A 22,407-nucleotide genomic window follows, 5' to 3' on the forward strand; every position below is an offset into this window, starting at 1 on the left:
TCAGTAGTGGTGGATGTGCATGCCGCCGTCGACCGGAAGCGCGGCGCCGGTGGTGAATGGCAGGTCGCCCGAGGCCAGCGTGGCCACGGCCCGTCCGACGTCCTGCGGCTGGCCCCAGCGATTGATCGGCGTGAAGCCCTCGGCGAGCAGCCCGTCGAAGCGCGCCTGCGCCACCCGGGTCATCGCGGTCCGGATCAGGCCCGGGCGGACCTCGTACACCGCGATGCCGTGCGGCGCGAGGCGCAGCGCGAACAGCTGGTTCATCATCGACACCGCCGCCTTCGACATCGCGTACTCGCCGCGCTCGGGCGCCGCGATGGCCGCGTTCGACGACGAGACGAAGACCACGGATCGCTGGCTTTCCCCGAGGGCGATGCCGTCGGCCAGCATCCGGCGGCAGACCGCCTGCGTCAGGAAGAAGGCGGCGCGCGTGTTGACCGCGAAGTTGAGGTCGTAGCTCTCGGGCGTGACGTCGAGCAGGTCGCCCCGGGACTTGACCGACACGCCGGCGTTGTTGACCAGGCAGTCGACGCGGCCGAAGGCGGCATGGATCGCGTGCACCAGCGCGGGGTGGCCGGCCAGGTCGGCGAGATCGCCTTCGACGAAGGCCAGCCGGGCCGGCGGCGCCACCTGCGTGCCCAGGGCGTCCTTCGCGGCCGCGCCGATCGCCAGGTCGCAGACCACCACGTCGAAGCCCCGTTCGGCCAGGGCCGCGACGATGCCGCCGCCGATACCCCCGGCGCCACCGGTCACGACCGCCACGCGGCGGGGCTCCGGATCTTTCGTTTTCATGCCGTGTCTCCTGAAGTCGCGCGGCCTTTGTCGACCGCAGATGGCGACTGTGATCCGGCTCAGGGTTCTCCACAACGCCGCCGAGGCAGGTCGCGAGCGATCATTGATCGCATCCGTTTATTCATCGCACGAAAACCGGGTTTTCCCCAGCCATGACGCCTGACGCCGAGCCTGTTCCGATCGACCGCAAGCTCCTCATCGAAGGCCTCGGAAAGGGCCTGCGCGTGATCGAGGCCTTTGCGGACGACCGCCCTCGCCTGACGGCCACCGAGGCCGGTGAACGCGCCGCGCTGACGCGCACGGCGGCGCGGCGCTACCTGCTGAGCCTGGTGCACTACGGCTATGCCGCCACCGACGGCAAGTACTACTGGCTGCTGCCGCGCGTGCTGCGGCTCGGCCAGGCCTTCATGGAGGGCGCGCGGGTGCCGCGCATCGCCCAGCCCTTCATCCAGCGGGCCTCGATGCAGTGCGGCGAGACGCTGAACGTCGGCACGCTGGACGGGCACGAGGTGGTGTACCTGTCGCGCAGCAATTCGCCGCGGGTGGTGTCGATCGGCTTCCATCCCGGCGCGCGGGTGCCGGCGCACGTCGTGTCGCAGGGCCTGGCGATCCTCTCGACCTACGACGATGCCCGGCTGGACGCCTGGCTCGCGGCACACGACTTCGCGAGCTTCACCGGCTTCACGGTGGTCGATCCGGCCGAGTTCCGCGACAACGTGCTGACGGCGCGCCGGCTGGGCTACTGGCAAGCCGACCAGTACCTCAACTTCGGCCTCTGCGGCCTCGCCCTGCCGCTGAAGGACCGCAAGGGCCAGTGCCAGTACGCGTTGAGCGTGACGGTCCAGCGCCAGGTGTACCCGGGAGAACAGATGACCGAGAAGCTGCTGCCGGTGCTGCGCGAAGTGGCCGAGTCGCTGCGGCCGATCATCTAGGAAACACCCCCGCCGCGCCTGCGGCGCCGCCCCCTCAAACTCACTCCTCGACGAAGGCTTCCTCGCGCTTGGCCTTGACCGCCGGCAGCAGCACCACGACCAGCAGCATCGCCGCCGCCAGCAGCAGCCCGGCCGACAACGGCCGGGTGATCAGCACGCTCCAGTCGCCGCGCGACAGCAGCAGCGTGCGGCGCAGGTTCTCTTCCATCATCGGCCCCAGGATGAAGCCCAGCAACAGCGGCGCCGGCTCGCACTTGAGCTTGAGGAAGCCGTAGCCGACGATGCCGAAGATCGCCACCATCCAGACATCGAAGGTGTTGTTGTTCTCGGAGTAGACCCCGACGGCGCAGAACAGCACGATGGCCGGGAACAGCCACTTGTAGGGGATCGTGAGCAACTTGATCCAGATGCCGATCAGGGGCAGGTTCAGCACGATCAGCATCAGGTTGCCGATCCACATGGAGGCGATCAGGCCCCAGAACAGTTCCGGGTTGCTGGTCATGACCTGCGGGCCGGGCTGGATGTTGTGGATCGTCATCGCGCCGACCATCAGCGCCATCACGGCGTTGGGCGGGATGCCCAGCGTCAGCAGCGGGATGAAGGAGGTTTGCGCGCCGGCGTTGTTGGCCGACTCCGGGCCCGCGACGCCGCGGATGTTGCCCTTGCCGAAGGGCACCTCGCCGGGCTTGAGCTTGATCTTCTTCTCGATCGTGTAGGCCGCGAAGGCCGACAGCAGCGCGCCGCCGCCGGGCAGGATGCCGAGCGCCGAACCGAGCGCGGTGCCGCGCAGCACCGCCGGGGTCATGTCCTTGAAGTCCTGCCGGGTCGGCATCAGGCCCTTGACCTTGGCCGTGAACACCTCCCGTTCGTCGTCCGGGATCGCCAGGTTGCCGATGATTTCGCCGTAACCGAAGACGCCCATCGCGATCGCGATGAAGCCGATGCCGTCGGTGAGTTCGGGGATGTCGAAGCTGAAGCGCGCCACGCCCGAGTTCACGTCGGTGCCGACCAGGCCGAGCGCCAGGCCGAACAGGATCATCGTGATCGCCTTGAGCAGCGAGCCCGAGGCCAGCACCACGGCGCCGATCAGGCCCAGGATCATCAGCGAGAAGTACTCGGCCGGGCCGAACTTGAAGGCCAGCTCGGTCAGCGGCGGCGCGAAGGCCGCCAGGATCAGCGTGCCGACGCAGCCGGCGAAGAACGAACCCAGGCCGGCCGCGGCCAGCGCAGGCCCCGCCCGCCCCCTGCGCGCCATCTGGTAGCCGTCGATCACGGTCACCACCGAGGACGATTCGCCCGGCAGGTTGACCAGGATGGCGGTGGTGGAGCCGCCGTACTGGGCGCCGTAGTAGATGCCGGCCAGCATGATGAGCGCGGAGACCGGCGGCAGCGCGTAGGTCGCCGGCAGCAGCATCGCGATGGTGGCGACCGGGCCGATGCCCGGCAGCACGCCGATCAAGGTTCCGAGCAGGCAGCCGACAAAGGCATAGATCAGGTTCTGGGCCGTGAAGGCGACGCCGAAGCCGAGCGAGAGATTGGTGATCAGGTCCATGGAGTTTTTTTTGTTCTCAGGCGATGAAGGTCGGCCAGACCGGGAACTGCAGCTTGAGCGCGACCACGAAAGCGAAGTAGCTGCCCGCCGCAAGAATGGTGGCCAGGAGAGTGACCGCCCTGAAATTGAACTGGCTGCCGGCCAGGCTGGCGATGAAGGTCAGCACATAGATCGCGACGATCAGGCCCATCGGCGGCAGGCCGATGCCCGGCAGGCCGCCGAGCAGCACGCCGAACACCAGGTTGGCGCCGATGATGAAGGCCAGCGGCCGCCAGGCGATGCGGCCGATCGGTTCGCCGTCCTCGGTCTCGACGCTGAGCGACTTGAGGACGATCAGCGCCCCCATGATGGCGATCAGGATGCCGACGATCAGCGGAAAGTAGCCGGGCCCCATGCGCGCGCCAGTGCCGACGTTGTAGGTGGTCGCGCCCCACGCGAAGGCCACGCCGAAGGCGCAAAAGATCGCGCCCGCGAAGAAGTCCCTCTGGCTCTTGATGTTCAAAACTCTGTCTCCTCGATGGTGTCGTTCGACCGCCATCGTAGGAAGGCCAAGGCCTCTTGCGCGTGACCGGAACATTGCCGTTCGGCAATGTTCGGTGCGGCGCCCGGCAGCCCGGCGCCGGCCTTCAGCGCGCGGGCAGTTCGACCTGCACGATCAGCCCGGGATTCGCATCGGCGAAGCGGACGCTGCCGCCGTGCAGGGCCGCCACGGCGCGTACGCTCGCCAGGCCCAGCCCGTGGCCGGGAAGGCGGGTGTCCAGGCGAACGAAACGGATGCCGATCCGCTCGAGGTCGGCTGGCGCGATGCCGGGCCCGTCGTCCTGCACGACCAGCACGGCACGGTCGCCGACGCGGCATGTGCCGATGCGGATGAGCGCACCGGCGCCGGCGTACTTGAAGGCGTTGTCGAGCAGGTTGCCGGCCACGCCGACCAGCAGGTCGGCATCGCCCAGCACGCGGACCGGCTCCAGGGGCTCGCGCCGAAGAACCAGGCCCTGCGCCTGCGCCGCGGCGTCATACAGCTCGACCACCTCCTCGACCAGCACGTCGAGCGCGATCGCCTCGAAGTGCCGCCGCCGCGCGCCGGCCTCGGCCTCGGCGATCTGCAGCAGCTTCTGCGCCATCACCGCCAGCCCTTCGAGCTCGCCGATGGCGTCGGCGATCGCCTGCTCCTGCGCGCTCGATCCGTCCTGCTGCGCCTTGCGCAGCCGCAACAGAACCCGGGTCAGCGGCGTGCGCAGGTTGTGCGCCATGGTGTCCGAGACATGGCGAACACCGTCCATCAGCGATTCGATGCGGTCCAGCATGCCGTTGATCTCGTGGCTCAGCAATTCGAACTCGTCGTCGGTTCCCGAGAGCGCCACCCGCTCGTGCAGATCCCCGCCCGCAATGCGTGCCGCAGTGCGCCGGACCTCGCCGACGCTGCGCTCCAGCTGTTCCCGAAAGACGAAGACGCCTCCGATCACCAGCAGCATGGCGACGAGGCCCGCGGCCGCGCTGGCATTCCCCACCATCGATTCGACGGCCTGCTGGTCGCGCAGATCGTGGCCGACCACCAGCAGGCCGCCATCCGGAAACCGATGCGTGACGATGCGGGCTGTGATGGTCTCGCCGTCGCGTTCGACCCGCCGCTGGGCGCCGGCGCCCGGCGGCGCGGCCGGCACCTTGTCGAGGTTGCCGACGATCACGCGGCCGTCGCTGTCGGTCAGCAGGTAGACCTCGCTGTCGGCGTCGTGCCGGTCCGACAGCGCACGGCCCACTTCGGCCGCGACCGCCTCGCTGCCGCCTTCGTCGAAGCGCAGCGCCAACTGCTGCACCACGAGCGAAATCTGCCGCTCCATGCGGGCGTGCATCACCCCGACGGTCTGCAGGTAGACGACGCCGAGGGCGACGAGCATGGTCACGGCCACCAGGAAGCCGAAGAAAGACGCGAGCCTGAAGCCGACCGAGCGCCAGAGGCGGCGCAGCCTCCCCCTCATTCTTCCGGGTCCGGTGCCATGCGGTAGCCGATGCCGCGCACCGTGTGGATCAGGCTCGCAGCGGCATCGACGTCGAGCTTGCTGCGCAAGCGGCTGACCTGGACGTCGATGACGTTGGTCTGCGGATCGAACTGATAGTCCCACACGGCCTCGAGCAGCATCGTGCGCGTGAGGACCTGTCCCGGATGCATCATCAGGTAGGCGAGCAACCGGAACTCGCGCGGCTGCAGCGCAATGGGCCTGCCGCCGCGCTCGACGCGTCGCCGCGCCAGGTCCAGCGTCAGGTCCGCCATGCGCAGCGTCCGGACCTCGGGCCCCGGGCGGGTGCGCCGGACCAGGGCCTCGGCGCGCGCGACCAGCTCCGAGAAGGCAAAGGGCTTGCCGAGGTAGTCGTCGCCCCCCGCCTTGAGACCGCGCACCCGCTCGTCGAGGGCGCTCAACGCGCTGAGCACCAGCACCGGGGTCTTCTTTCCGAGCGCGCGCAGCGTCGACAGGATCGACAGTCCGTCCACTTCATTCGGCAGCATGCGATCGAGAATCACCACGTCCCATGCCTCGCGGGTCAGGCGGCCCAACGCGTCGGCGCCATCGGAAGAGATCACCGCCACATGGCCGAGCGCGCGAAAGCCGTTCGCGATATAGCGTGCGCTGTCGGCGTCGTCCTCGACGATGAGGCAGCGCCACATCATGGTGTTGTTCAATCGTTCCTCCCTCTAGGCCGGGTCGAAGCCGGCAAGAAAATCCTCGATCGAGACGATGTCGAACGAGGCCGAGCCGGCCAGTACGAGCAGGTCGCGATCGCCTGTCAGGCCGAAGCCTCCAGCCGCTGCGCCTGCCACGCGCAGGCGCTCGCGATCGCAGCCACCACGGTCGCCACGCCGAACATCGCCACATAGCCGAAGTGCTGCGCGATCGCACCACCGGCGAGCACGCCGAGCACACCGCCGAGGCCATAGCCCGTGACGGTGAAGAGCGCCTGCCCGCGGCCGCGCAGCCGCCCCGGAAAATGGCGCGACACCATCGCGATGCAGGTGGTGTGATGGGCCGCGAACGACAGCGCGTGCAGCGCCTGCGCGACGACCAGGGCCCAGACCCACTGGCCGCAGCCGGCCGTGATGCCCATGCGCAGCACGGCCGCGATGCCGCACAAGAGGAGCCAGCGCGGCATCGACAGCAGGCCGAGCAGCCGCCCCTGCAGGAAGAACCAGACGATCTCGGCCACCACCGACAGCGCCCACAGGAGACCGATCGTGCCCTTGCCGTAGCCCAGCGAGTCGAGGTACAGCGAGAGGAAGCCGTAGACCGCGAAATGCGCCATCACCTGGAAGAACAGCGAGACGAAGAACCAGCGCACCGCGGGATTGCGCAGCACCGGGCCGACCGGTTCCCTGGCCTGCGCATGGTGCGCGACCGGTTCGCGCACGTCGGGCAGCCGCAGGGTCGCGATCAGCACGATCGCCAGCGTGCCGCCGGCCCAGGCCGGAAAGTGCCGCATGCCGAAGCGCTCGAACCATTCGCCGGCAAAGAACACGGTGACCAGGAAGCCCGCCGAGCCCCACAGCCGGATGCGGCCGTAGCGGCCCCAGTCGCCGGCCACCAGATGCGCCATGGCCGCCTCGGTCAGCGACATCATCGAACTGGTGTGCGTGAACATCACGAGCAGCACCAGCATCAGCCACCAGGGCCCGCCGTTCCACCAGAGGCCGAACGAGGAGACCAGCGCCACCGCGGCGCTGAAGCGCAGCAGCTTCACGCGCTGGCCCGTGTGGTCGCTCAGCGCACCCCACGCATAGGGCGCGAAAACGCGCGTGACCGATTGCACCGACGTCAGCAGGCTGATGACGAAGATCGGCAGCCCGAGTTCCTTGAGCCACAGCGGCAGGTACGGGTTGAAGAAGCCGATGTGGGCGAAGTAGCTCGCCGACAGCGCCGCGAAGGCCAGCAGGTGGCCGCGGCCCCCCGCGGCGGGCGGCGCGGACACTAGAGGAAGGACGCTTGCGGCGACGGATGGTCCTGGCCGCTGGACGGCGGGCCCTCGGGCGCGTTGACGTCGCCGCACTGCGCGCGGTGGCGCAGCGCGTGCTCCATCACGACCAGTGCCAGCATTGCCTCGGCGATCGGCGTGGCCCGGATGCCGACGCAGGGGTCGTGCCGGCCCTTGGTGACGACCTCGACCGGCTGGTTATTGACGTCGATGGATTGGCGCGGGCTGATGATCGAGCTGGTCGGCTTGATCGCGATGCTCACCTCGAGGTCCTGCCCGGTGCTGATGCCGCCCAGCACGCCGCCCGCGTTGTTGCTCTCGAAGCCCTCCGGCGTGATCGAGTCGCCGTGCGTGGTGCCGCGCTGCGTGACGCTGGCGAAGCCGGCGCCGATCTCGACGCCCTTGACCGCGTTGATGCCCATCATGGCCCAGGCGATGTCGGCATCCATCTTGTCGAACAGCGGCTCGCCGAGGCCCACCGGCACCTTCGAGGCCGTGACGCGGATGCGGGCGCCGCAGGAGTCTCCGGCCTTGCGCAGCGCATCCATGTAGGCCTCAATCTGCGACACGTCAGCCACCGGCGCGAAGAAGGGATTGTTCGGCACATGCTCCCAGCTCTCGAAGGGAATCACGATGTCGCCGATCTGCGCCATGCAGCCGCGGAACCGGGTGCCGTACTTCTCGAACAGCCACTTCTTGGCCACCGCGCCGGCCGCGACCATGGGCGCGGTCAGGCGGGCCGAGGAGCGGCCACCGCCGCGCGGGTCGCGGATGCCGTATTTCTTCCAGTAGGTGAAGTCGGCGTGGCCGGGACGGAACTGCTGCGCGATCTGGCCGTAGTCCTTGCTGCGCTGGTCGGTGTTCTGGATCAGGAGCGCGATCGGCGTGCCGGTGGTCCTGCCTTCGTACACGCCGCTGAGGATCTGGACCGCATCGGGCTCGTTGCGCTGCGTCACGTGGCGGCTGGTGCCCGGGCGGCGCCGGTCGAGGTCGCCCTGGATGTCGGCCTCGCTGAGCGCCATGCCGGGCGGGCAACCGTCGATGACGCAGCCAATTGCGGGGCCATGGGATTCACCGAAGTTGGTGACCGCGAAAAGGGTGCCGAAGGTGTTGCCGCTCATGCCGGGGATTATCCCAACAAACTCGCCTCCCCCTGCGCCGACGCCGTCAGCGCCCTGTGCCGAGCAACGCCTCCAGCTTCACCATCTCAGAATTTCTCGCAACGGGACAACCACATGGCGGCCTCCTGCATGGGCTCGGGAGAGAGCGCGCAACGCACGATGCGGCCCTCCTTCGTGCGCGACACCAGGCCGGCGTTCTCGAGCACCCGCAGGTGCTTCATGAAGCCGGTCAGCGACATCCCGTGCGGCCGCGCCAACTCGCTCACCGTGAGGTCCTGCCCCTCGCCGAGCCGTTCGAGCACCGAGCGGCGCGTCGCATCCGAAAGCGCGGCAAATATGGCGTCGAGGGTATCGGCATCAGAGTGAACCATATGGTTTAGTTTCAAGTCGCCGCGCGGCCTTGTCAAGCCGCGCGCAGGAACGGTTTATGCCTGTTGCAGCGCAGCATCACTCTTCGAAGGAGCGCACATGCCGGACCGTACCGACACGACGTTTTCCCACGTGAAGCCTGGCGACACCGAGTACGTCTCGGGCGGCTTGCGCGACTTTTTCCTGTACCGCGACCTCGGCATCGCGCAGGCCACGAACGGCAAGGTGATCGCGCACCTGGTCAAGGCCAACATGGCACCGGAAACGGGCACCGGGTGGCACCGGCACGAGGCGGACTTCCAGATCGTGATCATGGTGAAGGGATGGGCCCGCTTCATGTACGAGGACCAGGAGACGCTGGTGGAGGCCGGCGACGTGGTGCACCAGCGCCCGGGCATCCGGCACTACCTGTTCGACTATTCGCCCGACATGGAATACCTGGAAATCGTGTCGCCGGCCGATTTCAGGAGCGTCGACGTCGAGCCGGCCTGCGAGGTCCCGCAGCCAACGCCTTGGGCATAGGCTCGCCCCCAGGTTGGGCTCACTGCGTGTAGCCCGCCCACCCCCTGCCGGGGGCAACACCCGCGGACTGGCAGAGCCAGATCCGCGGTGTTTCACCAACGGGCCTGGCTGCGCCGGCCGAATCGAATCTGCATCTAATTTCGGCTGAGCGCAGCGCGCCTGTTCGGGGGCCGCGGCGGAACCGGCTTTGCCGGGCCGCAGCGCGGCGCGCCGGTTGGGGGTGGGCGGCTACACGAAGTGAGCCGACCTGGGGGAGCGAGCCATATTTCAGTCTTTCTTGAAGCTTCAGCAAATTCGGTCGAGAATCGGCCGATGCCCACTGCTTCCCTGCCACCCCTGAACCGCCAGTTCGTCGCCCACTTCGGCGAGATGGGCAGCAAATGGGGGATCAATCGCACGGTCGGCCAGATCTATGCGCTGATCTTTCTTTCCGAGCGCGCGCTCAACGCCGACGAGATCGCCGAGCTGCTGGAGTTCTCGCGCTCCAACGTGAGCACCGGCCTGAAGGAGCTGCAGGCCTGGCGGCTGGTGCGGCTGCGCCATCATCCGGGCGACCGGCGCGAGTATTTCGAGGCGCCGGCCGACGTCTGGGAAATCTTCCGGGTGCTGGCCGAGGAGCGGCGCCGGCGCGAGATCGAGCCGACGCTGTCGATGCTGCGCATGGCGTTGCTCGAGGAACCCGAGAGCGAGGCCGAGCGCCACGCCCAGCAGCGCATGCGCGAGATGCACGACCTGATCGACCGGCTCATGACCTGGTTCGACGACGTGCAGCGCCTGGCGCCCGAGACCGCGATGCAACTGATGGGCATGGGCGCGACCGTGACCAAGGTGCTCGGCCTCAAGGACCGCCTGACCGGCGCCGCCAAGGCCCGCCCCGCCTCAAAGGAATAGCGGCCGGCGCAGCCCGGCCCGTTGGTGAAACACCGCGGAACCGGCTTGGCCGGGCCGCTGGTGTTGCCCCCGGCAGGGGGCTGAGGAGCCGCGGCTCCAAGCCTGCCTGCGCAGGCTTGGACGGCTCCGAAGGGCCGCTGCCTCTGGCAGCGACTCGAGGCGCCCGGACACGAAGTGCCGGGCAACCTGGGGGCGAGCTAAGGCTTATCCAGCTTGTCGTGCCGGATGGCCTCGTCGTCCATCAATTCGTACCACATCGCGTTCAGCACCGCGAAGGTCGCGGCGAGCGGCAGTCCCAGGATCCAGGCGAAGTACCACATGGTCGGATTCCCTTGTTTCGTTGATCAGTAGGCGTGGCCGCGGTCTTCGCGGATCGCCTCGGCGTCCACCTTGCCGCGCAGCACGGCGTAGACCCAGCTCGTGTAGGCCACGATGATCGGAATGAAGATGCCGGTCACCACCAGCATGATGAACAGCGTCAGGTGGCTCGAGGAGGAATCGAACACCGTGAGACTGGCGCGCGGATCGATCGACGACGGCAGGATGAACGGGAACATCGAGACGCCCACGCTCAGGATGATGCAGGCGATGGACAGTGCGCTCGCCAGCAGCGCCAGCAACTCGCGCCGCAGTTGCAGGCCGACCAGCGCCAGCAGCGCGCCGCCCAGGCCCAGCGCCGGCACGACATAGAGCCACGGACGCGCCGCGTAGTTGGTGAACCACGCGCTCGAATGGACCTCGACCGTCTTGAGCATCGGGTTCGATGGCCCGTCCGCGGGCAGCGCGCTGGTGACGCGGAAACCATCGACGAAGTACCACAGCAGCACGCCGGCCAGCGCGAACAGCACCACGGTCGCGACCGCCGCCACGCTGCCGTAGCGGCGCGCACGCTCGGCCACGGCGCCCTCGGTCTTGAGCACCAGCCAGGCGCCACCGTGCATCACGAGCATCGCGACCGAGACCAGCCCGCACACCAGCGCGAACGGATTCAGCAGGCCGAAGAAGGAGCCGTCGTAGAAGATGTGCATGTCGCGGTCGAAGCGGAACGGCACGCCGCGCAGCACGTTGCCCATCGCGACGCCGAAGATCAGCGCCGGCACGAAGCCGCCGATGAAGAGCGCCAGGTCCCAGCGCGCGCGCCAGCGCGGGTCGTCGCGCTTGCTGCGGAACTTGAAGGCCACCGGCCGCATGATCAGCGCCACCAGGATCGCGAACATGGCCAGGTAGAAGCCCGAGAAGGACACCGCATAGAGCTGGGGCCAGGCCGCGAAGATCGCACCGCCGCCGAGGATCAGCCAGACCTGGTTGCCCTCCCAGACCGGGCCGATGCTGTTGATGATGACGCGGCGCTCGAGCTCTTCGCGGCCGGCGAAAGGCAGCAGCATGCCGACGCCGAGGTCGAAGCCGTCGGTGACCGCGAAGCCGATCAGCAGCACGCCGAGCAGCAGCCACCAGATGAGGCGCAGGACTTCGTAGGAAAGAAGAGTGTGCAGGATCATGTTCGTTGCTCCAGGTTCAATCGCCGGCGGCCAGGGAGCCGGGCGGCAGCTTGGCCGCTTCGGCGCGGTAGGCGGAAGGCGATGGCAGGGTGTGCTCCTGCGGCCCCTTGCGGATCGCCTTGAGCATCAGCTTCATCTCGATCAGGAACAGCACGGTGTAGATCGCCACGAAGCCGAAGATCGTGATCAGCAGCGTCGTCGCGCCGATGTTCGACACCGCCACCGCCGTCGGCAGCACGCCTTCGATCACCCAGGGCTGGCGGCCGAGCTCGGCCACGATCCAGCCCATCTCGGCCGCGACCCAGGGCAGCGGGATGGCGAACACCGCGACCTTCAGCAGCCACGGATGGGCGTCCAGCCGGCGGCGGGCCGACAGCACGAAGAAGGTGGCGGTCAGCAGGATGAAGAACATGCCGAGCCCGACCATGATGCGGAACGCCCAATAAAGCGAGAACACCGGCGGCACCAGGTCCCACGAGGCCTTGGAGATCTGCTCGGGCGTGGCCTGCCGCGGATCGTCGACATAGCGCTTGAGCAGCAGCGCGTAGCCCATGAAGTTGCCGTGCTCCTCGAAGGTCGCCCGCGCCGCCGGCGGCACCTCGGCATCGCTCTTGGCCAGCCGGATGGTCTGCAGCGCGTCGTAGGCCTTGATGCCGTCGCGGATGTGGCCCTCGGCGCGCGCGACCAGGTCCTCGATGCCCGGCACCTCCTTGGTCAGCGAGCGCGTGCCGATCAGCCCCAGCAGCATCGGGATGTGGACCGCGAAGTGGGTCTCGCGGGTGCGCTGGTCGGGAAAGCCGAAGGCGGTGAAGGCGGCCGGCGCCGGCTCGGTCTTCCACATCGCCTCGATCGAGGCGACCTTCATCTTCTGGTGTTCGGTCGAGAGATAGCCGCTCTCGTCGCCCAGCACCACCACGGACAGCGCCGCCGCCAGGCCGAAGGAGGCGGCCACGGTCATCGAGCGCTTGGCGAGTTCGAGGTGCCGGCCCTTCAGCACATACCAGGCCGAGACGCCGAGCACGAAGATGGCCGCCACCGTGTAGCCGGCCGACACCGTGTGCACGAACTTGGCCTGGGCCACGGGGTTGGTCAGCACCGCGGCGAAGTCGGTCACCTCCATGCGCATGGTCTGCGGATTGAAGGCTGCGCCGACCGGGTTCTGCATCCAGCCGTTGGCGATCAGGATCCACAGCGCCGAGAAGTTGGAACCGATCGCCACCAACCAGGTGACGATCAGGTGCGCCACCTTGGAGAGCTTGTCCCAGCCGAAGAAGAACAGGCCGACGAAACTGGCTTCGAGGAAGAAGGCCATCAGGCCCTCGATGGCCAGCGGCGCGCCGAAGACGTCGCCCACGTAATGGCTGTAGTAGCTCCAGTTCATGCCGAACTGGAACTCCATCACGATGCCGGTGGCCACGCCCATCGCGAAGTTGATGCCGAACAGCACGCCCCAGAATTTCGTCATGTCGCGCCAGATGGTGCGGCCGGTCATCACGAAAACCGTCTCCATGATCGCGAGGATCACGGCCAGGCCGATGGTGAGCGGCACGAACAGGAAGTGATACAGCGCCGTGAGGGCGAACTGCAATCGGGAGAGGGCGACGATGTCGAGGTCCATGGGGGGGGTTCCTTTCGTGTTCTTCGTTTCTCAGTCCGGCCGCAGCGCCTTCAGTGCCGCATCGAATGCCGGCGAGCCGCGCCGCAGGTCGGCCGTGATCCGGCCGTCCTGCATCGAGATCAGGCGGTCCGCCAGCGCCGCCTCGCGCCGCAGGTGCGTCGCGATCAGCAGCGTGCGGCCCGCGGCCTGGGCATCGAGGCGCCGCAGCACGTCGGTCGCGGCCGCAGTGTCCAACGCTTCGGTCGGTTCGTCCAGCAGCCAGAGCGGGACGTCGCGCAGCAGCAGGCGCGCCAGCGCCAGCCGCCGCGACTGCCCGCCCGAGAGGCCGAGGCCGCCCTCGCCGAGCGCGGTGTCGAGGCCTGCAGCCATGGTCCGCACTTCCCGGGACAGGCCGGCGGCCTGCAATGCGGCCCACAGCCGGTCGTCCTCGGCCGCTGGGTCGGCCAGGCGGAGGTTGTCGCGCAGGCTGTCCTGGAACAGCTCCGTGCGCTGGGTCAGCAGGCAATGCGGTGCGCTGCGCACCTCGCCGGACGCGGCCGCGAGTTCGCCTGCGACCACCGCCATCAAGGTGGACTTCCCGGCGCCGCTGGGCCCGACCAGCGCGACGCGCTCGCCGGCGGCCAGATCCAGTGAAATGTCGTGCAGCACTGCAACGCGGCTGCCGGGATGCACCACGCTCACCCGCGCCAGGCGAAGCGCCAGTCCCATCTCGGACGGCGCGACCGGCGCCGTGGCGGCCGGCGGGCCATCGGCCATGCGGGGCGCCAGCCGCCGCGCCGCCAGCCAGGCACGGCCGGCCTCGAGCGCGCCGCGGCGCAAGCCGGCGAAGGGCTCGATCGCGGTGAGGGCCACCAGCAGCGCCAGCGCCGCGGCCGGCGCGCCGATCGCGCCCTCGCCCACCAGCGCGCCCGCCGCCAGCAGCACGCCGACCAGGGTCAGCGTGCCGGCCATGCCGTAGGCCATGCCGGCCCGGGCTTCGAGTCGGTTGAGCGCATGGTCCGCCCGCGCCAGATGGCGATCGGCGACCGCCAGGGCTTCGCGCTGCGCATCGATCCGGCCGGCCATGACGAGCTCGGTCTGGCCGGCCACCAGATCGGCGACGCGGGCCCGCAGGGCTTCGATCGCATGTGCGCGCCGCACCGCCGCCGGCCGCGCGCGCGCCGCCACGGCGAGCGCGATGCCCCAGCCCGCGACGATCAGCCAGAGCGCCAGCGCGGCGCCCATCCAGACGTTCATGACCCCCAGCACGACGCCGGCCAGCAGCGCCGCGCCCAGCGCCGCCCCGGCCGGGACCAGCAGCCGCAGGTAGAAGGACTCGAGGGCGTCGATGTCGGCGGTCAGGCGGAACAGCAGCCGGGCCGGCCGGGCCAGCAGCCGGCGTGCGGCCTCGGGCCGGGCCCAGCCGCGGAACAGTCGCTCGCGCAGCGCGGCCAGCACCGCGAAGGTGGCGTCGTGCGTGACCAGCCGCTCGGCATAGCGCGAGCCGGTGCGGCCCAGCGCCAGCAGGCGAATGCCGGCCGACGGCATGAAGACATCAAAACGCAGCGCGGTCGCGGCCTGCAGGCCGGCCAGCGCGGTGGCGGTGATGAACCAGCCCGACAGGCCCAGCAGCGCCATGCCCATCAGCACGGTCAGTGCCGCCAACGCCGCGCCCAGGGCCAGACGGCGCGGCTGCGCAGCCACGAAAGCCTTCAGCACCGGCCGAACGTCGCGCAGGAGCCTCATAGGGCGACCTCCGCGCTCCGCGCTGCGGTATTCGCCTTGGGAGCGGCCCGGCGGCTCATGCAGCCTCCCTCGCGGGCAGCTCGTCGAGCCGGATCACGCGGCCCATGCGCGCGGCCAGTACCGGGTCGTGGGTGGCGGCGATCAGGGTCTTGCCGCGCGCCAAGTGCATCAGGGCATCGGCGACGCGCTCCGCGGTCTCGCTGTCGAGATGGGCGGTCGGCTCGTCGACCAGCAGCAGGTCGGCCTCGGGATGCGCCGCCACGCGCGCCAGCGCCAGCCGCACCGCCTCGCCGCCCGACAGGCCGCTGCCGCCCTCCCCCAGCGCGATACCCGGACGGGCCTGGGCGACGCCGTCGAGCGCGGCAAAGCGCATCGCGGCCTCCACCTGCGCCGCCGGCACGCCCGCGCGCCCGAGCGCCACGTTGGCCTGCACCGAAGCACCGAAGACGTGGGGCTTCTGGCCCATCCAGGCCATGCGCCCGCGCAGCGCGGCCACGGTGTCGTCGGCAAGCGGCACATCGTCGATCAGGATCTCGCCGCGCTGCGCCGGCACCAGGCCGGCAATCAGGCTCAGCAAGGCGGTCTTGCCCGAGCCGCTGGGGCCCATCAGCGCCACGTGCTCGCCCGCGGCCACGCGCAACTCGTAGTTCTCGAAAAAGGCATCCTCGCCGGCATGCGAGAAGCAGAGGCCGCGCACCCGGACCGAGGGCGCCCCATCCCTGGGCCCTGGCGCCGAATCCGGCCGACCTGACGCCGCGGACGCCCCGGGCAGCGCGACGCCGCCGTGGGCCAGCCGGTCCAGCGACGCCAGCGCGGCCTCGCCGGCGGCGCGGTCGTGCCAGACCGCCGACAGCTCCCGCAGCGGCTCGAAGAAGGCCGGCGCCAGCAGCAGGATGAACAGGCCCTCGCCCAGGCTCAGCGAGCGGCCCCAGGTGCCGAACTCGAAAGTGCCCAGCAGATGGAAGCCGACGTACGCCGCCACCATCGCGACGCCCAGCGCCGAGAACAGCTCCAGCACCGCCGACGACAGGAAGGCGATGCGCAGCACCGCCATCGTGCGGCTGCGCAGGGACTGCGCCGCTTCGCCCAGACGCCGCGCAGTGGCATCGACGGCGCCGAGCGAACGCAGGGTCGCCAGGCCGCGCAGGCGATCGAGCAGGAAGCCGTTCATGCCGCCCATCTCGATCATCTGCGCCTCGCTCGCGGCCTTGGCGCGCCAGCCCACGATGGCCATGAAGACCGGGATCAGGGGGGCCGCGACCAGCAGCACCACGGCCGCCACCCAGGACAGGACGGCCACGACCGCCACGATGACCAGCGGCACCACCATCGCCCGCCAGCGCGCCGGGCCGTAGCGCACCAGGTAGGGCACCACCGCCTCGGCCTGTTCCGCGATCACGCTGGCGGCCAGGCCGGAGGCCGGACGCGCGCTGTCCAGCGGCGAGCGCGCCGCCAGCGCGGCCGCGACCTGGGCCCGCAAGCCGGACAGGCGCACGCGCGCCTGCGCATACACGCGGCGCACCCCCCAGGCCTCGGCAGCCGCGCGCGCCAGGCCCAGCAGCAGGATGCCGGCCGCCGGCAGCAGCATGGCCGAGAGACCCTCGCCGGCCCCGAGCCGCTGGACCGCCCAGGCGAGCAAGGCGGCCTGCGGCAACCACAGCAGCGCGGCGGCGCCCTGGACCAGGCTGGCGAGCGAGCGGGTGGACGAGTTCACGTATTAAATTACTGTAATTTCAGGATTTACTGAAAACTCGTCGATCATACGGGATGCGGGCCGGCGCTGCCGGGCCGAGGCTCGTTAAGCTACCAGAAGCCCATGAATATCTGCGTCATTAACCCCAACTACTACCGAAGCAGCGGCGTGACGATGGCGATACGCCGCATCCACGAGGCCGTTCAGCCCTACGGCATCGAGAACCACTTCGTCAGCTGCCGCTACGGCGACGAAGAAGAGGACGTGTCGTGGATGGCAACCGATCGCCTCGAGCACCTGGCCTTGATGTCGGGCCACCCGCGGGTCTTCTGGCGCAGCGTCAAGCGCCTGAAGGACCTGCTGGACGCCTGGGACATCGATCTCATCCACGTGCACCACCGGCGGCTGTCGATGGTGCTGACGGCACTGCGGCCGCTGCTGCGGCGGCCGGTGCTCTATTCCGGCAATCTCACGTACGGCTTCTCCGCCCCGTTCTGGTTGCTGAGCCCGCGCCGCGCGATCGCGGTCACGCATTCGGTCAGGGACAACATCCTCGCCACCACGCGCACGCGGAACATCGAGATCCTGGGCAATCCGACCCCTTTCCCTCGGCAATGTCCCGCCATCGACCTGGACGCGGTGCGCCGGCGCGCCATCTGCGTGGCGCGATTCGTCCCGGTCAAAGGCCATGCGACGCTGATCGAGGCCTGGGCGCTGCTGCGCGACCGGGGCATCGATGCCGAACTGGTGCTGGTCGGCGAAGGCCCGTTGCGCCAAAGCCTCGAGCAGAAATGCCAGGCCCTGGGGCTCGGCGACCGGGTCGTCTTTCGCGGCTATGTGGCCGACGTCCGAAGCGAATATGCGCAATCGCTGTTCGCGATCCTCGTGAGTTCAATCGAGGGCCAGGGCATCGTCACCATCGAAGCGGCGGCCGCGGGGCGCGCCTCGCTGCTCACCGACGTGGACGGATCGCGCGACTGCCTGCCGACGGAGCGGAAGCTGCCGAACGCCTTGCCTTTCGGAGATGCCGGCGCCCTGGCCGAGGCGCTGGCGATCTGGTTCGCCGATCCGGCGGCGGTGGCCGAAGAAGGCCGGGCCTTCTTCGACTTCCACCAGGGGCTCAATTCATCGAAAGTGCTCGGCCGCCAGTACGCCGCGGCCTACGAACGTTCGGTGGGCTAGCTGGCCCCCACGCTCCCCCACTTCGTGTGGGTCGCTGCCCCCCGAGGGGGCCGCAGGCCGCCTTGGGGCGGCCCGGCGCCGGCCTAGCGAGACACAAGCAAGCCGCAGACCAGCAGGCCCGCGAACAGGCCCAGCACCGCGCGCCAGGTGGCGGGCCGCGACTCGACCCAGCGATACAGCAGCGACGCCGCCGCGATCGACAGCACGAAGGTCGCCAGCAGGCCCAGCAGATCGATCCACGGCGTCGCCGGCAGCAACTGGCTCACCACCGCGCTCACCAGCAGCAGCACCGGGAAGTGGATCAGGAACAGCGAATAGGAGATGCGGCCGAGCCGCACCAGCGGTGCACCGTAGCGCGGCCAGGCGGCGGGCGCGAGGCCGTCGCGGTGCTGCACCACGGCCACCGCCAGCGCCGTCACCAGCGCGATCGCGATGCGGCTGCGCCAGTCGAGCGCGAGCGCCGCGGCACCGATCAGCGCCAGCAGCAGCACGGCATAGCGCCAGGTGCTGTCGCGGGTGGCGCGCCCGATCCAGAACACCAGCATGCCCAGGCCGTAGGAGCCGAAGAAGTAGATCGCGGTGGCGTCGAGTTCCTGCTGCCGGTTGAACACTGCCAGCGAAGCCACCACCAGCGCCAGCACCAGCCCCGCCACCAGCCATCGTGAGCGTTCGGGCCCCAGCGACCAGCGCCGCTGCAGCACTTCCGACAGGCCGATCGCCGCCAGCGCGAGCACGAAGAGCTGGAAGTCGATGGCCACGTACCAGACGCCGGTCGACAGGGCATCGAAGCCCAGCAGGTCCTGCAGCAGCAGCCCGTGCGCCAGCAGCTGCGCCAGCCCCGGCGCGGCCGGCACCGTGTCGCCGGCCAGCCAGGGCCGGACCAGCGCGGCGACCAGCACGCTGAAGCTCAGCGCGACCAGGTAGGGCATGACCAGACGGCCATAGCGCTGGCCCACCCGGGCCAGCGGCCGGTCGACCCGCAGCACGCCATCGGGCGCCAGGCTGCCGGCCGCCAGGAAGCCGGCCAGCACCAGGAACACCTGCACCGCCAGCCGGCCGTCCTGGGCCAGCCATTCGAACAGCGCCGGCGCCAGCGACGATGCGCCCTCCTGCAGCGGGCCGTAGCGCGCCAGGTGATGGCCGACGATCAGGGCGCAGGCGATGCCCTTGACCGCATCGAGCAGCGGCATGCGGCTCGATGCTGCAGGCTCTCTCGTCACGTTCTTCGGCGATCCCATACCAGGGATACCGCGGAACCGGCTTGGTATCGCCCCCCTCGAGGGGCTGAGGTCCGCGGCTCCGAGCCTGCCTGCGCAGGCTTGGACGGAACCGAAGAGCCGCTGCCTCTGGCAGCGACTCGGAGGCGCCGCAGGCGCATCGGGGGGCATTTCACAGGGCGAGGCGGCGCCGCGCTTCCAGGTACTCGCGCTTGAGCTTCTCGACGAAGGCCGCGGCGGTCGCCACCTCGGTGACCGCGCCGATGCCCTGGCCCGAACCCCAGATGTCCTTCCAGGCCTTGGCCTTGCTGCCCTCGCCGCCGCCGAAGTTCATGGTCTTCAGGTCGCCTTCGGGCAGGTTGGCCGGATCCATGCCGGCGGCCACGATGCTGGGCGCGAGGTAGTTGCCGTGCACGCCGGTGAAGAGGTTCGAATAGACGATGTCGTCGGAGGTGCCGTCGACGATCGCCTGCTTGTACTCGGCGCTCGCGCGCGCTTCCTCGGTGGCGATGAAGGCGGTGCCGATGTAGGCGAAGTCGGCGCCCATGGCCTGCGCGGCCAGCACCGCGTCGCCGGTGGCGATCGAGCCCGACAGCGCGACCGGGCCGTCGAACCACTGGCGGATTTCCTGGATCAGCGCGAACGGGCTCTTCACGCCCGCATGGCCGCCGGCGCCGGCCGCCACCGCGATGAGGCCGTCGGCGCCCTTCTCGATCGCCTTCTTCGCGAAGTTGTTGTTGATGATGTCGTGCAGCGTCACGCCGCCGTAGCTGTGGACCGCGTCGTTGACGTCGGTGCGCGCGCCCAGCGAGGTGATGACGATCGGCACCTTGTACTTCACGACCATCGCCATGTCGTGCTCGAGGCGGTCATTGCTCTTGTGCACGATCTGGTTGATGGCGAACGGCGCGGCGGGCTTGTCCGGGTTGGCCTTGTTGTAGGCGGCCAGTTCCTCGGTGATCTCGATCAGCCATTCCTCGAGCTGCGCCGCGGGACGCGCATTGAGCGCGGGCATCGAGCCCACCACGCCGGCCTTGCACTGGGCGATCACGAGCTTGGGGTTGCTGATGATGAACAGCGGCGAGCCGATGATGGGCAGCGGAAGGTTGGCGAGCACGGGCGGCAGCTTGGACATGGGGTCTCCGGAAATGTTGGACGAACTAGGAAAAAGCGGCCCGCGAAGCGAGGCCCCTTCGGAAAGCACCGCGGAACCGGCTCCGCCGGGCCGCAGGTGTTGCCCCCGGTGAAGGGGTGGGCGGCCGCGCGAAGTGGGCCAACCTGGGGCAGAGCAACATCTCTAGAAGGATTCGAGCGCGAGCGCCGTGACGCTGTCGGCGCCGTCGACGATGCTGTCGCGGATGCCCGGCGCCTTGTTCAGGATGTGCTCCGCATAGAAGCGGGCCGTCGCGATCTTGGCTTTCATGAAGCCGACGTCGGTGCCCGCCTTGGCGAGGTCCTCGGCGACCAGCAGCGAGCGCGCCAGCTGCCAGCCGGCCACCACGTTGCCCGCGAGCATCAGGTAGGGCACGCTGCCCGCGAACACCGCATTGGGCGCCGCCTTGGTCTGGCCGGCGACGAAGCCGACCACGTCGACGAAAGCTTCGCGTGCGGCCTTGAGCCGCTTCGCCACGGCCTGCGCATCGGCGCTGCCGCGCTTCGCGAGCTCGGTTTCGGTCTTCTCGATCTGCGCGGCGATCGCCTTGGCAGTCTGGCCCCCGTCGCGCGCGGTCTTGCGGCCCACGAGGTCGTTGGCCTGGATCGCGGTGGTGCCTTCGTAGATGGTCAGGATCTTGGCGTCGCGCAGGTACTGCGCCGCGCCGGTCTCCTCGATGAAGCCCATGCCCCCATGCACCTGCACGCCCAGCGAGGCCACCTCGAGGCTCATCTCGGTGCTGAAGCCCTTGACCAGCGGCACCATGTATTCATAGAAGGCCTGGTTCTGCTTGCGCGTCTCGGCATCGGGATGATGGTGCGTCGCGTCGTAGGCGGCCGCGGCCACCGAGGCCATCGCGCGGCAGCCTTCGGTGTAGGCGCGCATCGTCATCAGCATGCGCTTGACGTCCGGGTGATGGATGATCGGCGCGCTGGCGTTGATCGAGCCGTCGACCGGACGGCTCTGCACGCGGTCCTTGGCGTAGGTCACCGCGTGCTGGTAGGCGCGTTCGGCGATCGCGATGCCCTGCATGCCCACCGCGTAGCGGGCCGAGTTCATCATGATGAACATGTACTCGAGGCCGCGGTTTTCCTGGCCCACGAGATAGCCGATGGCACCGCCGTGGTCGCCATACTGCAGCACGGCCGTCGGCGAGGCCTTGATGCCCAGCTTGTGCTCGATGCTGACGCAGTGCACGTCGTTGCGAGCGCCCAGGGACCCATCCTTGTTCACCAGGAACTTGGGGCAAACGAACAGGCTGATGCCCTTCACGCCCTCGGGCGCGCCGCTGACGCGGGCGAGCACGAGGTGGACGATGTTCTCGGCCATGTCGTGCTCACCGTAGGTGATGAAGATCTTGGTGCCGAACACCTTGTAGCTGCCGTCGGGCTGCGGCTCGGCGCGGCTGCGCACCATCGCGAGATCGCTGCCGGCCTGCGGCTCGGTCAGGTTCATGGTGCCGGTCCACTGGCCGCTCACCAGCTTCTCGAGGTAGGTTGCCTTGAGCTCGTCGGAGCCGGCCGTCAGCAAGGCTTCCGTGGCGCCATCGGTCAACAGCGGGCACAGCGCGAAGCTCATGTTGGCCGAATTGAGCATCTCGCCGCAAGCCGCGCCGATGGTCTTGGGCAGACCCTGGCCGCCGAAGTCCGTCGGATGCTGCAGGCCCTGCCAGCCACCCGCCACGTACTGCGCGAAGGCTTCCTTGAAGCCCGGCGTGGTCGTCACCTCGCCGTCCTTGAACGACGAAGGATTGCGGTCGCCCGCCACGTTCAGCGGCGCGATCACGTCCTGGTTGAAGCGGGCGCATTCCTCGAGCACCGCCTGGGCAGTCTCGAGGCCCGCGTCCTCCAGCCCCGGCATCTGCGACACCTGCGCGATGTTCGCGAGATGCTCGATGTCGAACAGCATGTCCTTGAGGGGAGCGATGTAACTCATGGTTGTCTCCTGCGGCCTGCTGGCCGAATACGTACCGATGTGAAAAAGGGCACCGCGAACGATGCCCTTTGGCTCACATGTCTTGAAGGATCAGAGCGCCTTGACCAGTTCCGGCACGGCCGTGAACAGGTCGGCCACGAGGCCGTAGTCGGCCACCGAGAAGATCGGCGCCTCCTCGTCCTTGTTGATCGCCACGATCACCTTGGAGTCCTTCATGCCCGCCAGATGCTGGATCGCGCCCGA

The 22,407-nt window shown here is 69.2% G+C and carries 21 protein-coding genes and 1 pseudogene; 4 read left to right on the forward strand and 18 right to left on the reverse strand.

Annotated elements, in window-relative coordinates; translation table 11 throughout:
- Window positions 1-792 carry a 3-ketoacyl-ACP reductase gene (locus AB4Z46_RS05755; RefSeq protein WP_442282511.1) on the reverse strand — a complete coding sequence of 264 codons (792 nt, stop codon included), beginning with the start codon at window positions 790-792 and terminating at the stop codon, window positions 1-3.
- A gap of 152 nt (window positions 793-944) precedes the next feature.
- Between AB4Z46_RS05755 and AB4Z46_RS05760 the strand changes: the two genes are divergently transcribed.
- Window positions 945-1,724 carry an IclR family transcriptional regulator domain-containing protein gene (locus AB4Z46_RS05760; RefSeq protein WP_442282512.1) on the forward strand — a complete coding sequence of 260 codons (780 nt, stop codon included), beginning with the start codon at window positions 945-947 and terminating at the stop codon, window positions 1,722-1,724.
- 40 nt (window positions 1,725-1,764) lie between these two features.
- On the opposite strand, the gene AB4Z46_RS05765 is transcribed toward AB4Z46_RS05760, so the two are convergent.
- From AB4Z46_RS05765 to AB4Z46_RS05800, 8 genes are all read right to left on the reverse strand, one after another.
- Window positions 1,765-3,276: a tripartite tricarboxylate transporter permease gene (locus AB4Z46_RS05765; protein ID WP_442282513.1), complete on the reverse strand. Its 1,512-nt coding sequence runs from the start codon at window positions 3,274-3,276 to the stop codon at window positions 1,765-1,767.
- Between the two features lie 16 nt (window positions 3,277-3,292).
- Complete coding sequence (locus AB4Z46_RS05770; RefSeq protein WP_442282514.1) at window positions 3,293-3,778, reverse strand: tripartite tricarboxylate transporter TctB family protein; 486 nt, start codon at window positions 3,776-3,778, stop codon at window positions 3,293-3,295.
- Between the two features lie 124 nt (window positions 3,779-3,902).
- On the reverse strand, window positions 3,903-5,255 hold the full coding sequence (locus tag AB4Z46_RS05775; protein WP_442282515.1) for a sensor histidine kinase: 1,353 nt from the start codon (window positions 5,253-5,255) through the stop codon (window positions 3,903-3,905).
- Entirely contained in the window at window positions 5,252-5,941 is a 690-nt protein-coding gene (locus AB4Z46_RS05780) for a response regulator transcription factor (protein WP_442282544.1), read from the reverse strand. The genes AB4Z46_RS05775 and AB4Z46_RS05780 overlap by 4 nt, the downstream gene beginning before the upstream one ends.
- Before the next feature lie 27 nt (window positions 5,942-5,968).
- Window positions 5,969-6,094 (reverse strand): hypothetical protein, encoded by a 126-nt coding sequence (locus tag AB4Z46_RS05785; RefSeq protein ID WP_442282516.1) that lies wholly within the window; start codon window positions 6,092-6,094, stop codon window positions 5,969-5,971.
- Window positions 6,061-7,236 carry an MFS transporter gene (locus AB4Z46_RS05790; RefSeq protein ID WP_442282517.1) on the reverse strand — a complete coding sequence of 392 codons (1,176 nt, stop codon included), beginning with the start codon at window positions 7,234-7,236 and terminating at the stop codon, window positions 6,061-6,063. Before AB4Z46_RS05790 ends, AB4Z46_RS05785 begins: the two co-directional genes overlap by 34 nt.
- A complete protein-coding gene (aroC, locus tag AB4Z46_RS05795) occupies window positions 7,236-8,360 on the reverse strand; it encodes a chorismate synthase (RefSeq protein ID WP_442282518.1) in 1,125 nt (374 codons plus the stop codon). The genes AB4Z46_RS05790 and aroC overlap by 1 nt, the downstream gene beginning before the upstream one ends.
- An 86-nt stretch (window positions 8,361-8,446) precedes the next feature.
- Window positions 8,447-8,731: an ArsR/SmtB family transcription factor gene (locus AB4Z46_RS05800; RefSeq protein ID WP_442282519.1), complete on the reverse strand. Its 285-nt coding sequence runs from the start codon at window positions 8,729-8,731 to the stop codon at window positions 8,447-8,449.
- A gap of 97 nt (window positions 8,732-8,828) precedes the next feature.
- Between AB4Z46_RS05800 and AB4Z46_RS05805 the strand changes: the two genes are divergently transcribed.
- Both AB4Z46_RS05805 and AB4Z46_RS05810 read left to right on the forward strand, forming a co-directional pair.
- Window positions 8,829-9,251, forward strand: coding sequence for a cupin domain-containing protein (locus tag AB4Z46_RS05805; protein ID WP_442282520.1), 423 nt, complete (start codon window positions 8,829-8,831; stop codon window positions 9,249-9,251).
- Window positions 9,252-9,563: 312 nt separating this feature from the next.
- Window positions 9,564-10,142: a GbsR/MarR family transcriptional regulator gene (locus AB4Z46_RS05810; RefSeq protein ID WP_442282521.1), complete on the forward strand. Its 579-nt coding sequence runs from the start codon at window positions 9,564-9,566 to the stop codon at window positions 10,140-10,142.
- A 197-nt stretch (window positions 10,143-10,339) separates the two neighbouring features.
- On the opposite strand, the gene cydX is transcribed toward AB4Z46_RS05810, so the two are convergent.
- The 5 genes from cydX to cydD are packed head-to-tail and all read right to left on the reverse strand — an operon-like array spanning window position 10,340 to window position 16,698.
- Window positions 10,340-10,462, reverse strand: a complete 123-nt coding sequence (gene cydX, locus AB4Z46_RS05815) for a cytochrome bd-I oxidase subunit CydX (RefSeq protein ID WP_286367183.1) — start codon at window positions 10,460-10,462, stop codon at window positions 10,340-10,342.
- Window positions 10,463-10,486: 24 nt separating this feature from the next.
- Complete coding sequence (gene cydB, locus AB4Z46_RS05820; RefSeq protein ID WP_442282522.1) at window positions 10,487-11,641, reverse strand: cytochrome d ubiquinol oxidase subunit II; 1,155 nt, start codon at window positions 11,639-11,641, stop codon at window positions 10,487-10,489.
- A gap of 16 nt (window positions 11,642-11,657) precedes the next feature.
- Window positions 11,658-13,259: a cytochrome ubiquinol oxidase subunit I gene (locus tag AB4Z46_RS05825; RefSeq protein WP_442282523.1), complete on the reverse strand. Its 1,602-nt coding sequence runs from the start codon at window positions 13,257-13,259 to the stop codon at window positions 11,658-11,660.
- Between the two features lie 30 nt (window positions 13,260-13,289).
- Window positions 13,290-14,984, reverse strand: coding sequence for an amino acid ABC transporter ATP-binding/permease protein (locus AB4Z46_RS05830; protein WP_442282524.1), 1,695 nt, complete (start codon window positions 14,982-14,984; stop codon window positions 13,290-13,292).
- Between the two features lie 55 nt (window positions 14,985-15,039).
- A complete protein-coding gene (gene cydD / locus AB4Z46_RS05835) occupies window positions 15,040-16,698 on the reverse strand; it encodes a thiol reductant ABC exporter subunit CydD (RefSeq protein WP_442282525.1) in 1,659 nt (552 codons plus the stop codon).
- Window positions 16,699-16,800: 102 nt separating this feature from the next.
- On the opposite strand from cydD, the gene AB4Z46_RS05840 reads away from it, so the two are divergent.
- Entirely contained in the window at window positions 16,801-17,859 is a 1,059-nt protein-coding gene (locus tag AB4Z46_RS05840) for a glycosyltransferase family 4 protein (protein WP_442282526.1), read from the forward strand.
- A gap of 83 nt (window positions 17,860-17,942) precedes the next feature.
- Here AB4Z46_RS05840 and AB4Z46_RS05845 read toward each other — a convergent pair whose 3' ends face one another.
- The 4 genes and pseudogenes from AB4Z46_RS05845 to AB4Z46_RS05860 form a co-directional block, all read right to left on the reverse strand.
- The gene (locus AB4Z46_RS05845) at window positions 17,943-19,049 is read right to left on the reverse strand and encodes an acyltransferase family protein (RefSeq protein WP_442282527.1); all 1,107 of its coding nucleotides are present in this window, start codon (window positions 19,047-19,049) and stop codon (window positions 17,943-17,945) included.
- A gap of 199 nt (window positions 19,050-19,248) precedes the next feature.
- Entirely contained in the window at window positions 19,249-20,211 is a 963-nt protein-coding gene (locus AB4Z46_RS05850) for an NAD(P)H-dependent flavin oxidoreductase (protein ID WP_442282528.1), read from the reverse strand.
- A 162-nt stretch (window positions 20,212-20,373) separates the two neighbouring features.
- Complete coding sequence (locus tag AB4Z46_RS05855) at window positions 20,374-22,164, reverse strand: acyl-CoA dehydrogenase (protein ID WP_442282529.1); 1,791 nt, start codon at window positions 22,162-22,164, stop codon at window positions 20,374-20,376.
- A gap of 90 nt (window positions 22,165-22,254) precedes the next feature.
- A pseudogene (locus AB4Z46_RS05860) lies at window positions 22,255-22,407 on the reverse strand (electron transfer flavoprotein subunit alpha/FixB family protein); the annotation flags it as partial.

The sequence above is a fragment of the Variovorax sp. M-6 genome, from assembly GCF_052114385.1.
Classification (GTDB): Bacteria; Pseudomonadota; Gammaproteobacteria; order Burkholderiales; family Burkholderiaceae_C; genus Variovorax.